12 protein-coding genes are annotated in these 11,633 nt (G+C 68.2%); 2 read left to right on the plus strand and 10 right to left on the minus strand.

The features are described 5' to 3' along the window. Positions 1-51: 51 nt before the first annotated feature. The 7 genes from ACFYRU_RS20900 to ACFYRU_RS20930 are packed head-to-tail and all read right to left on the minus strand — an operon-like array spanning position 52 to position 7,230. A complete protein-coding gene (locus ACFYRU_RS20900) occupies positions 52-609 on the minus strand; it encodes a GNAT family N-acetyltransferase (RefSeq protein WP_387661350.1) in 558 nt (185 codons plus the stop codon). Beyond that, the gene (locus tag ACFYRU_RS20905; protein WP_387661353.1) at positions 606-1,865 is read right to left on the minus strand and encodes an ROK family transcriptional regulator; all 1,260 of its coding nucleotides are present in this window, start codon (positions 1,863-1,865) and stop codon (positions 606-608) included. The genes ACFYRU_RS20900 and ACFYRU_RS20905 overlap by 4 nt, the downstream gene beginning before the upstream one ends. A gap of 49 nt (positions 1,866-1,914) precedes the next feature. Then, a complete protein-coding gene (locus tag ACFYRU_RS20910; RefSeq protein ID WP_387661356.1) occupies positions 1,915-3,168 on the minus strand; it encodes an enolase C-terminal domain-like protein in 1,254 nt (417 codons plus the stop codon). 1 nt (position 3,169) lies between these two features. Continuing rightward, a complete protein-coding gene (locus tag ACFYRU_RS20915; RefSeq protein ID WP_387661359.1) occupies positions 3,170-4,045 on the minus strand; it encodes an NAD-dependent epimerase/dehydratase family protein in 876 nt (291 codons plus the stop codon). After that, complete coding sequence (locus ACFYRU_RS20920; RefSeq protein ID WP_387661361.1) at positions 4,042-4,923, minus strand: carbohydrate ABC transporter permease; 882 nt, start codon at positions 4,921-4,923, stop codon at positions 4,042-4,044. The genes ACFYRU_RS20915 and ACFYRU_RS20920 overlap by 4 nt, the downstream gene beginning before the upstream one ends. Further along, positions 4,920-5,834, minus strand: a complete 915-nt coding sequence (locus ACFYRU_RS20925; protein WP_387661363.1) for a carbohydrate ABC transporter permease — start codon at positions 5,832-5,834, stop codon at positions 4,920-4,922. The genes ACFYRU_RS20920 and ACFYRU_RS20925 overlap by 4 nt, the downstream gene beginning before the upstream one ends. A 4-nt stretch (positions 5,835-5,838) precedes the next feature. Beyond that, positions 5,839-7,230: an ABC transporter substrate-binding protein gene (locus tag ACFYRU_RS20930; RefSeq protein WP_387661365.1), complete on the minus strand. Its 1,392-nt coding sequence runs from the start codon at positions 7,228-7,230 to the stop codon at positions 5,839-5,841. 185 nt (positions 7,231-7,415) lie between these two features. On the opposite strand from ACFYRU_RS20930, the gene ACFYRU_RS20935 reads away from it, so the two are divergent. Then, the gene (locus tag ACFYRU_RS20935; protein WP_387661367.1) at positions 7,416-7,781 is read left to right on the plus strand and encodes a VOC family protein; all 366 of its coding nucleotides are present in this window, start codon (positions 7,416-7,418) and stop codon (positions 7,779-7,781) included. A gap of 41 nt (positions 7,782-7,822) precedes the next feature. Further along, positions 7,823-8,299: a GNAT family N-acetyltransferase gene (locus ACFYRU_RS20940; protein ID WP_387661370.1), complete on the plus strand. Its 477-nt coding sequence runs from the start codon at positions 7,823-7,825 to the stop codon at positions 8,297-8,299. A 4-nt stretch (positions 8,300-8,303) separates the two neighbouring features. On the opposite strand, the gene ACFYRU_RS20945 is transcribed toward ACFYRU_RS20940, so the two are convergent. From ACFYRU_RS20945 to ACFYRU_RS20955, 3 genes are all read right to left on the minus strand, one after another. Continuing rightward, complete coding sequence (locus tag ACFYRU_RS20945) at positions 8,304-9,359, minus strand: DUF4185 domain-containing protein (RefSeq protein WP_387661372.1); 1,056 nt, start codon at positions 9,357-9,359, stop codon at positions 8,304-8,306. Between the two features lie 475 nt (positions 9,360-9,834). Further along, positions 9,835-10,953, minus strand: coding sequence for a sulfurtransferase (locus tag ACFYRU_RS20950; RefSeq protein WP_387661375.1), 1,119 nt, complete (start codon positions 10,951-10,953; stop codon positions 9,835-9,837). Further along, on the minus strand, positions 10,950-11,603 hold the full coding sequence (locus ACFYRU_RS20955; RefSeq protein ID WP_387661378.1) for a thymidine kinase: 654 nt from the start codon (positions 11,601-11,603) through the stop codon (positions 10,950-10,952). The genes ACFYRU_RS20950 and ACFYRU_RS20955 overlap by 4 nt, the downstream gene beginning before the upstream one ends. Positions 11,604-11,633 lie beyond the last annotated feature (30 nt).

The following is an 11,633-nucleotide window of genomic DNA, read 5'->3' on the forward strand; positions in this document are numbered from 1 at the left end:
TGGCCTGGCGAACCACCCCTCCGCGCTGCGCGAGCGCAGGGCTTTGTGGGGTTAGGCGCCGGGCTCGCGGTTGTTCAGGATGCGTTGGTAGAGGTTGCAGTCTTGCCAGTGGCCGTCTATGTGGAGGTAGGTCGGGGCCATGCCGATCTGCTGGAAGCCTGTGCGTTCGAGGACGCGTTGGCTGGCGACGTTACCGGTGAGGGTGCTCGCCTCGATGCGGTGCAGCTTCAGTTGTGTGTCGGCGATCTCGGCGACCGCTTCAACCGCGCGAGTTGCCAGGCCTTGGCCGATCGAGTCGACCGAGACCCAGTAGCCGAGGCTGGCGCTGCGGAACGGGCCGGGGACCAGGTCGCTCAAGGTGATCGCCCCGACGATCCGGGAACCCGACGCGAGCACCCACGGCACCACGTGGCCGTTCTTGTAGCGCTCGAGCTGGTAGTTCATCCGTTCGACCTGGCCGGCTGTCGTGAACCACTTCTCCGTACGCACCGGTTCCCAGCGGCGGAGGTGTTCGCGGCTCAGGATCTGCGCGTCGGCCAACGCAGGAGCATCGTCGAGAGTCGCGATCCGGAGTTCGACCTCAGGAGTAAGCAGGCGGGGCTCAATCACTTGGGCAGCCTACGAGCCTGGCTCGAGCCCGACACCCGTGGGGTGAACGCGTCGTGGAAGATCGTCGACGCCGCCCCGACCGCGGCCGCGTCCTTCTGCAACATCGACTCCTCGACCGCAACCGGCCGCGCCTCGCGGGCGACCGGATGCCCGTTCACCGCGCGCCCGATCTCGCCCAGGAAGATCTCCGAGATCTCCTTCCCGAACGCCGGCCCGCCGAGCACCACCAGATCGAGGTCGAGCAGGTCCACGAGCCCGACCGCGCCCTGCCCGATCACCCGCGCCACCTGCCGTACGGCCTGCACCGCGGCCTCGTTCCCGGCGGCCGCCGCGTGGCAGACGGCCTTGTACCGCGAAGCTTCGTCGGTCGCATGAGGATCGTTCTCGACATACCCGAACTCGGCCGCGATCACCGGCAGCGACGCGGTCGGGTTGCATTCGGGCAGCATCCGCGGACCGTTGTCAGTGTCCCACTCCCCCGCACGCAACGCCGCGATCTGCCCGAACTCGCCCGCGTTCGACGTCCCGCCGCGATAGATCGACCCGTTCAGGAACAGCCCGCTGCCGACGCCGGTACCGAGATACAGGTACGCGAAGTCCCGAGCCCGCGCCGACCGCCCGATCCAGCGCTCGCCGATCGCGGCTGCCGTACCGTCCTTTTCCACCAGCACCGGATGGTTCAGCCGTTCTTGCAGCAACTGCCGGATCTTCAGCCCGCGCCAAGCCGGCTGCAACGGCAGCGCGAGCATCGACCCGTCGGCGTCGATCGGACCCGGTACGGCGACACCGACGCCGAGCATCGACTCCAGGTCCACCTGGCTGATGCTCAGCGCCGCGGTCACCGTCGCCGCGGTCAGGTCGACGAGCTTCCCGGCCTCGAGGTCCTCCGCGAGGTCGACGGTCTCGCGCCGGACGATCTTCCCGTCCAGGTCGACGACCGCGACCGTCAGCAGCTCCGGGTCGACGTGGATCCCGACCGCGTGTGCGGCGTTCGACCGCAGCCGGACCGGCGTGCGCGGTTTGCCGAGCCGCTCGGCCCGCTCCTGCGCCTCCTCCACCAGCAGTCCTTGCTGGAGCAGGATGCGCAGGATCCGCGACACCGACTGCTGGGTGAGGCCGGTACGGCGGGAGATCTCGGTCCGGCTGATGATGCCGGCCAGCCGGATCGTCTCGATGATCACGGCCTCGTTGAACGAGCCCAGGTCGTACTGGTTCGCGCCGGCGCGCCGCACCAGCCCTTCGACCGATTCGCTCATCTCCACCTCCCCATCGTCGTCCCGTACTGGCCGTGATCGTACTGCCGATCTACGGTGCCTCGAGCGCTCCGTCGATGCGCCGTACGCCGGCCGCCCACTCGTCGTGACCGGACAGCGCCGCCGGATACCGCGCCGCGGCCTCCTCGTCGAGGTCGATACCCCAGCCCGGGGTGTCGTTCGGCCGCAGCCAGCCGTCCTCGATCCGCAGCGTGCCGGGGAACACCTCGTGCGTCGCGTCATCGTAGATGTGGCCCTCCTGGATGCCGAAGGCAACCGATGTGACATCGAGCGCGACGTTCGCCGCGGCACCGATCGGCGAGGTGTCGCCCGGACCGTGCCAGGCGGTCCGCACGCCGCACAGCTCGGCCAGGTCGGCGAGCTTGCGGGCCGGCGTCAGGCCGCCGAGGTCGGACACGTGCGACCGGATGAAGTCGACCCCGTGGTCGCGGATCAGCCGGATCGCGTCGTTCATCGACGTGGTCAGTTCACCGACGGCCAGCGGCACCGGCGACGCGGCGCGGACCTCGGGGAGCCGGTCCCAGTTCTCCGGCGCGAGTACGTCCTCCAGGAAGAACAGGCCGTACGGCTCGAGCGACCCCGCGAGGATGACCGCCTCCTTCGGCGTCAGCCGCGAGTGCACGTCGTGCAGCAGTTCGATGTTGTCCGGCAGCGCCTGCCGCGCCTCGGCGAACAGCTCCGGCGTCGTGCGCAGGTAGTCGCGCGCCGACCAGCCGTTGCGGTACGGCGCGTCCGGGTAGAGCGTCGGCAGCTGCGGGGCGCCGTACCCGCCGCCGCCAGGCGTCGAGACCTGGAGGCGGATGTGCCGCCAGCCCTGCCCGATCAGCTTCTGCGCATGCGTGATCGTGTCCTCGATGGTCTGCCCGCTGGCGTGGATGTACGTGTCCGCGGCGGCGCGTACCTTGCCACCGAGCAGCTCGTACACCGGCATCCCGGCGCGCTTGCCGGCGATGTCCCACAGGGCCTGGTCGATGCCGGAGATCGCGTTGTTCGTGACCGGTCCGCCGCGCCAGTAACCCGAGTACGACGCGAGCCGCGTCAGGTCGCCGATGTCACCGGGATACCGGCCGACGAGCAGCCGCGCGAGGTGCTCGTCGACGAACGTCTGCACCGCCTTCCAGCGCTGCGTGAACGTCGCGCAGCCCAGGCCGTACAGCCCGGGTTCGGTGGTTTCGATCTTCACGACCACCAGCGGGATGCCTTGCGGCGCGGTGACGATCGCCTTGACCGCACGGATCCGGAGGTCGTCGCGCACCGGCCACGGCTGGTCGAAGTTCGAGGGCATGTCAAAGCTCCAGAGGAAGGGTGGGTAGGTCCAGTTCGTGCCGGGCCTGGAAGCCCAGCACCGTACGTACTGCGGTCAGATCGATCGGTACCTCCCGGCCCACGAACCGGCGTGCGCGAGGCACGTCCGGAGCGAACCGGTCCAGCAGGTCCTCGGTCGCGTACGGCGCGCTGCTGGTGCCGGCCGCGACGAAGAAGGTGTGCGCCCCGGACAGCGGCGCGGTCAGCGCGAGCTCCACGGCGTACGCCGAGTCGCGGGTGTCGAGGTACGTCCACGCCTCGCGCAGACCGCTGCCCGGGTGCTCCCGGACGTGGTCCGACATCCGTTGCAGGGCCTCGGCCGAATTCACGTGCGGGAACCGGAACGAGACCACGTCGATCCCCCACCGGCGCCAGGCCATCCGCGCGGTGTTCTCGTCGTTCTGCTTGGACAGCGAGTACCAGTCGCCGACGTCGCTCGGCGCCTTCTCGTCCCACGGGAAGTACGCCGGGCGGATCTCGTGCGGGTTGAACGGCACACCGGTCGCGTTGATGCTGCTCGCGATCACGGCCCGGTCGATGCCCAGGGCACCGGCCTGCGCGAGCACGTTGAACGTCGACACCACGTTGATCGTGTACACGTCGTACGGCGAACCGGCCGACGGGTGCGGGAGCGCTGCCAGGTGTACGACGTACTCGACACCCTGCAGCGCCCGCGCGACGTCGGCCTCGGACCGGGTGTCGCCGATCAGCACCCGGTCCGCCTTCAGATCGGGATGCTCCACGTTCGACAAGGCGGTCACCTTCGCACCGAGCTCGCTCAGGTGCTCGACCGCAACCAGCCCGATCCGTCCGGCAGCCCCCGTGACCAGCACCCGCCGGCCGTTCAGTTCGTTCACTCCTTGATTCCTCCCGACATCCCGACACCACGCAGGAACTGCTTCTGGAACAGCAGGAACAGGACCACGGGGATCAGCACCGCGAGGAACAGGGCGCTCATCTGCAGCGAGATCTCCGTGGTCTTCTGCACCCTCGGCAGGGCGACCGAGATCGGCTGCAGGCGTGGGTCCGGCAGGACCAGCAGCGGCCAGAGGTAATCCTTCCACGAACCGATCACGGTCAGCAGCGCGACGACGCCCACGATCGGCTTCGACAGTGGCAGGATCAGCGCGGTGAACAGCCGCAGGTTGCTCGCCCCGTCGATCCGGGCCGCCTCGATCAGCTCCCGCGGGATCGCGTCGAAGTACCGCTTCATCACCAGCACGTTGAACGCGCCGGCCGCCGACGGCAGCCAGACCGCCCAGAACGTGTTCTGCAGACTGATCCCGAGCAGCGGCATCTTCAGCACCGTCATGTAGAGCGGTACCAGTGAGATGACGCCGGGCAGGAAGAGCGTCGCGAGGACGGCGCCGGTGACGAACGGGCCCCACTTCGGCCGCAGGATGCTCAGCACGAACGCGCCCGTCGTACAAACGAACAGCGTCGAGATCATCGAGCCGATCGCGATGAACGCGGTGTTGCCGAGGTACGCGCCGATCTGCACCCGGTTCCACGCGTCCGGGATGTTCTTCAGCTGGATCCCCGACGGCCACAGCTGCATCGGACCGCTGAGGATGTCCTGGCTGGTCGAGACGCCGGACTTGAGCAGCCACAGCAGCGGGCCGACACCAGCGATCACCAGACCAATGAACAGCAGTACCTGAATGGCGGGCAAGCCGTACCGGACCAACGAAACTTTCCGGTCCGCGGTGGAGATGATGCCGCGTTCGTGACTCATGTGACGCTCCAACGCCTGGTCAGGAAGTGGTAGGCGGCCGACAGCACACACAGCACCAGCGCGAGCAGCACACTGAGCGCGGTCGCGGCGCCGAAGTCGCCGTTGATGAACGCGTACCGGTAGATCAGCAGCAGTACGGTCGTGGTCGCGTTGTTCGGTCCGCCGCCGGTGAACAGGAACGGTTCGGTGAAGACCTGGAACGTGCCGATCAGCTGCAGCAGCATCATGATCAGGATGATTCCGCGGATCTGCGGCAGCGTGACGTGCCAGACCCGGCTCCAGATCCCGGCGCCGTCCAGCTCGGCCGCCTCGTACAACTCGGTGCGTACGCCGGTCAGCGCGGCCAGGTAGATGATGGACGTCGCCCCCGCACCGGCCCAGGTCGCCTCGAGCACGATCGCCGGCATCGCCAGCGTCGGTGAGTTCAGCCACGCGAACGGGCCGATCCCGAACCAGCCGAGGATCGAGTTGAACACGCCCGCGCCGCTGGGGTCGTAGAAGAACGTCCACAGCAGGATCGCGGCCACCGGCGGTACGACGGCCGGCAGGTACGAGAGCACGTTGTACAGCCAGCCGGCCTTGCGCAGTTCGCTGACGAACACGGCCAGGAACAACGGCACCGGGAAGCCGAAGACCAGTGCCAGCGCGGCGAAGTACAGCGTGTTCAGAGCGGCCTGCGGGAGTTGCGGATCGGTCAGTACGTAACTGAAGTTCGACCAGCCGACCCATTCCGGCGCCTGTACCAGGTTGTTCTTCTGGAAGCTCAGGACCAGACCGCGCACGATCGGGCCCCAGGAGAAGTACAGGAAGATCAGTACCAGGGGCAGGACGAAGAAGATGCTGCTCAGTCCGCCGGAGCGGTACCAGGTGATGATGCTCCGGCGGGACTGAGGTGCACGTAGCAGGGACATGAGGCTACCGGGCCAGACGCGCGTCGATCTTCGAGGCGGCATCGCTGACCAGCTTGTCGATGTCCACATCCTTCTTCGTCAGCACCTGCTGGACCACCGGGTCGAGCAGCGAGTAGACCTCCTGGCCCTTGTTCGACGGCTCCGGCAGCAGCTTCAGCGACGTGGTCGAGTCGATGTAGCCCTGGAACTGCTTCACCGGGACGTTCACGTACGGCTCACGCCACTTGTTGTACTGGTCGTACGTCGACTCGCTCAACGGGGTGATCCCGGGCCGGCCGACGAAGCCCTTGTCGGCGATCGCGTTCTTCGCGTCCGCCACCGCCGCGGCCTCGTTCGTGTACTTGTCGAACTGGTCGAACTTGATCCACTTCAGCGCCGCGACGATCTCGTTCTTGGTCGCCTTCGGGCTGATCATCTTCAGCGAACCACCGGTCAGCGTGCCGTGCGGGCCGCCGTCCTGCGGCAGCGCACCCTCACCGAAGTCGGCGGGCTTCATCCCGAACTGCTTGACGCTCATGTCGTACGCGTCCGGCGCCTGCAGGACCATGCCGATCTTGCCGGCCGCGAAGTCCTGGCGGACCTCCTCCTGGTTGTACAGGAAGCGGCTGCCCATCGAATTGTCGGTCCAGCGCATGTCCTTCAGCAGTTGCAGCGCCTTCTTGGTCGGCGCGTCGTTGAACGTGGACTTCTTGCCGTCCTGGCTCTCGACCGTGCCGCCCATGCTGTACGTCATCGTGGTCAGCATCCAGCCACCGGTGTTGTTGGTGGTCAGCTGCGCGTACCCGGCCTTGCCGGTCTTCTCCGCGATCTGCTTGGCGTACTGGCGAACCTCGTCCCAGGTCGTCGGGGGCTTGTCCGGGTCCAGGCCTGCCTGCTTGAACAGGTTCCGGTTGTAGGCGAGGCCGACCGAGAAGACATCTACCGGCACGCCGTAGATCCGGCCGTTCGCGTCCTGGACGATCTTCAGGACGTTCGGGTTCAGGTCCTTGGTCAGGTCGACCAGTTTCAGTTCGTCGGTGATGTCCGGGAGCTGCTTGTTCGGGATCATGTTGGCCGGCTCGGTGAAGCTGATGCTCATCACCGTCGGCAGCGTGCCGCCCGCGACCTGCGCCTGGAAGGTCTGCGCCTGCCAGCTGGTCTCGGTCGACTTCACCGTGATGTTCGGGTACTTCGCCATGAAGTCGCTGACCTTCTGGTTGAAGGCCTTCAGGTCGTTCGGCTTGTCCGGGGTGGGGCGGTCCCCGATCGTGATCGTGACCGGCGCCTTCTCGTCCACCGCACCGGTACCGCCGCCGGACGACGCCGGGTCCGTCCCCTTCGCACAGCCGGCCGCGAGCATCAGCCCGGCAACCCCCAGGGCGGTTCCGTACCGGCCCCACCTGCGCACTCTGATCATCGGAACTCCTCAGGTTTCCGGATACCGCCGATGTGCTCTGAGCCACACACCGGCCAGGTCCCGAGTAAGTTAAACCAAGCGTGTTACTAACTCAAGACCTCAGCCGGGGCAGCTGCAATAACGCTTTCGCAACGTCGAACCGCGCGCCTGGGTACCGACGTACCGGATGACGAGAGGAGCCAGCCATGACCAACCAGGTCGTGCATTTCGAGATCACCGGAACCGATCCCGCCCGGCTGCAGGACTACTACCGCGACCTCTTCGGGTGGAGCTACGACCTCGGCGACACCGTCTCCGAGCAGGTGTCCGAGCCCGGGCAGTACGGGTTCGTCGGCAATGCGGGAGTGAACGGCGGCGTCGGCGGCGGTCCGTCGCTGCGGCCGAAGGTGATGTTCTACGTGGGGGTCGACGACGTCGGTGCGGCGCTCGCCCGGGCCGAGGACCTGGGTGGGACGCGGGTGTTCGGGCCGGACGGCGTCCCGGGGAAGCTGGTCGTCGGGCAGTTCACCGATCCGGAGGGGAATCTGGTCGGGCTCGCCGGGGAGCGGTAAAGGACTGGAGGTTGCAGTCGCCGGACGTGAGGATGGGGTGCATGCATCTGCGACCGGCGACCGCCGCCGACTTCCCGTTCCTGCTCGAGATATTGCTCGAGGCGTGCAACTGGGACGGGACACCCTGGTACGACGAGGCCAAGGTACGGGCGGACCGGCGCGCGTGGCACTACCTCGACGGGTGGCCGCTGCAGCGCGACTTCGGGGTGGTCGCCGAGATCGACGGCTCCCCCGCCGGTGCGACCTGGGCGCGGCTGCTCACCGCCGACGAGCCGGGGTACGGGTACGTCGCGGACGACGTACCCGAGTTGACCCTCGGCGTGGCGGCCGGGTTCCGGCGGCGTGGGGTGGCGCGGGGCTTGTTGACCGAGGTGATCGCGCTGGCGCGCGTGGCGTCGTACGGGCGGCTGTCGCTCAGTGTGGATCCGGACAACCCGGCGCGGAAGCTCTACGAATCGCTTGGCTTCCGCAAGGTCGGCTTGGTGGGCACGTCCGACACGATGGTTCTCGAACTCTGAGGTTCTAGCCGAATCCGCGAACACGGAACTGCATCACGCGGTACGGCCAGCCGTCGTTCGTGTTCCAATGGCTCACCGACAGGTGCAGGTCCGACAGCGTCGACCCCGGGATGACGTAACCGCCGTACAGCTGTGCGACGTGGTTGTCGTCCTCGGAGCCCCATGCGCCGCCGTAGATCAGGGTCTGCCGGTACGCCGTGTAGAGGTTCGACGTCGGCGTGTCCATGATCATGCCGTCGATCCGGTAGTCGCCGGCGTCGAACCAGGTCAGAATCCACTTCCCGCCGAGCGGCCGCAGGCTCATCTCGCCGAAGCTGCCGCTCAGGATCGGGGTTGCCGGGTTGCCCCAGGCCCAGACGCCGTCGCGGTAGCCCCACGGCTCGTACGCGCCTGGGTTCGCGATCTGCTCCTGGCGGACGCGCTTCAGGATGATCGGCTTGTTCCGCTGGAAACCGGTCGAGTAGACGTACACGTACCCGTCGTTCCCGAGGCCCCAGGTGAGCAGCTGGAACATCCCGCCGTCGATGTTCGGGTCGAACTTCGCGCCCGTGTGGTACCAGCTCGCGCCGGAGTTGTCGGAGCGCCAGATCTCTGTCCACACGACGTTTCCGAGACCTTTGTTGACCATCGCGTGCAGGTACATCGAGCCGCCGATCGTGATCACGTCGGACGGCAGTACGGTCGAGAACGTCGGGTTGTCGTGCGGGTAGTCCCACAGCTGCTGCGCCGCAGCTCCCCCGACCGCACCGGACCACTTCACGCCAGTGGTGAGGTCGGAGGTGGTGGACCACAACGCAACCGGCGAACGCCACCAGCCGCCACCGACGCGGGCCTCCTCGAACGTGTCGCCGAACATGAACAGCAACCGCCCGTCCGGCGTCCGCGCCGGAATCCCGAGGTCGGTCGCCGCCATCCGAAACCGGTCCGTCAGCCCTGGTCCGGTCAGGTCGGCGACTTTGCTGGTCAGTACGGCTTGGGTGTTGCCCAGCGCGCGGCTCGGCAGTGCGGCCAGCGCACCGGCACCAACCGCGGCCTTCAGGAACGTGGATCGCTTCATCATCGCGTACTGACTCCCAACGTCGGGGCGGGTGATGGGAAATCGATTTCTCCCCTCACGATCCCGCAGCACCATCGCGAAGTCAAGCGTGGTCTACTCCCCACCGCTGTCGGGATGTTTGCCGGCTGCCGGGTTACAACCCGCCACCCGAGAAACAACCCACCACCGCAAGCCCACCACCCACGGCAACCACGGAGGCGGCACGCATCGGACCCAGCACCGACGCGACAAGCGCGGCAGCGCGACCGCCAGCTCGCGGGGGGCGTGTGGTGGTGCAGGAGCCTGTGGTGGGATCGGCGCTTAGTCGGCTCCGGTGGCCGCCGGGTGCGTGTGGCCGGGGGGTGGCCAGTCGCGGCTGCAGGGCGGGGTACCCGCCGCGTGGTGGGTGCCCGCGTCGCGGGCTTGGGATTGGTCGGTGCGGGTGGCCACCGGGCGGATGGGTGCCGGGGCTGTGGTTGGTCCGAGCCGGCGGGTGGGGTTAGTTGGGGCCGGTGGCGACTGGGCGGGTGGGGTCGGTGATCCATTCGGACCAGCTGCCGATGTAGACGGTGGCGGGGATGCCGGCCGACTCCAGGGCGAGGGCTTCGTGGGCGGCTGTGACGCCGGAGCCGCAGTAGACGGCTACCTCGGTGTCGTCGGTGATGCCGAGGGCGGTGAACCTCTCGCGGAGTTCGGCGGGTGGGCGGAAGTGGCCGCTCTCGGTGACGTTTGCGCCGGTGGGGGCGTTCACCGCGCCCGGGATGTGCCCGGCGACCGGATCCATCGGCTCCACCTCCCCCGCGAACCGCTCCGGAGCCCGCGCATCCAGCAGGATCCCCTTCGCCGCCACCGCAGCAGCCCCATCCGCATCCAGCACAGGAATATGTCCAGGAGTCGCGATGAGACCACCGACAACTTCGCCCGTGCTCCCGTCCCCACCGGCGGAGTTGGAGGGCAGGCCCGTGTGCGCAACTGGCGAGGGTTCGGTAGCAGCACCGGAGACGGCCGCAGGTACGCCAACTGCCTGCGCGCGAGCCGTCGGCGCCTCGGCTGTCAGTTCTGCCCCGGCGGCTGCGCCGGCTGCTCCGCGCTCACCCGTCCGCGCCTCCGCTGTCAGCTCTCCCCCCGCCGCTGCGCCGGCTGCTCCGCGCTCACCCGTCCGCGCCTCCGCTGTCAGCTCTCCTCCCGCCGCTGCGCCGGCCGTTCCGCGCTCACCCGTCGGGGCCTCGGCTGTCAGGTCTCCCCCGGCGGATTGCCAGGCGGCTAGGCCGCCGTCCAGGACTCTTACGTTGGTGAGGCCGAAGTAGCGGAAGGTCCACCAGGCCCGGGCGGCGGACATGGCGTTGTTGGCGTCGTAGACGACGACGGGGGTGTCGGCGGAGGTGATGCCGAGGCGGTAGAAGGTCGCGGTGACGGTGGTTGCGTCGGGCAACGGGTGGCGGCCGGGGCCGGGTGGTGCGGCCAGTTCGGTGTCGAGGTCGACGAAGTACGCGCCGGGGATGTGGCCGGCGTCGTACGCTTCCTTGCCGGGAGGACCGGCCAGGTTCCACGTGACGTCGGCAAGGACCGGCGCGGGCTCCAGCGCACGCAGCTCGGCGACGGTGATCAACGGGTTCATGAAGCGGCTCCTCCGAACGGCAGGACCTCGGGTGACAGGGTGGCGCGGGCGCGCGCCTGGGTGAGACGGCGCCGGTAGTGCCGGCGGCAGAGCACCTCGTACGCCGGCTCGAGGTCGCGCGTCACCATGTCCCCCACCACCAGCTGCTCGCCCTCGGTCACCATCTCCCCACCGATCGTACGGGCGTTGTGCGTGGCGCGTTCACCGCACCAGCACAACGCCTCGACCTGGAGCAGTTCCATCCGGTCCGCGAGCTCGACCAGCCGCGCCGACCCCGGGAACAACATGGTCCGGAAGTCCGTCAGGATGCCGAAGCAGAACACGTCGATCTGCAGCTCGTCGACCAGCCGCGCGAGCTGCTCGATCTGCAGCGGGCTGTAGAACTGTGCCTCGTCGCAGACCACGTAGTCGATCCGCCCGCCGTGGGTCAGCTCGCCGACGACGTAGTCCCAGAAGTCGAACTCCTCCCGCACCTCGACGGCTTCCGCGGACAGCCCGAGCCGGGACGAGAGCACGGACTCGCCGGCCCGGTCGTGGCTGGTGAAGATCCGCCCGAGCCGGCCGCGGGCCTTGTGGTTGTGATCCATCTGCAGCGCGAGGGTCGACTTGCCGCAGTCCATGGTGCCGGTGAAGTACAGGAGCTCAGCCACGGGCGATCATCCTGCCAAGTCAACGGCTCG

The organism is Kribbella sp. NPDC004536, from assembly GCF_042873835.1.
Taxonomy (GTDB): domain Bacteria; phylum Actinomycetota; class Actinomycetes; order Propionibacteriales; family Kribbellaceae; genus Kribbella.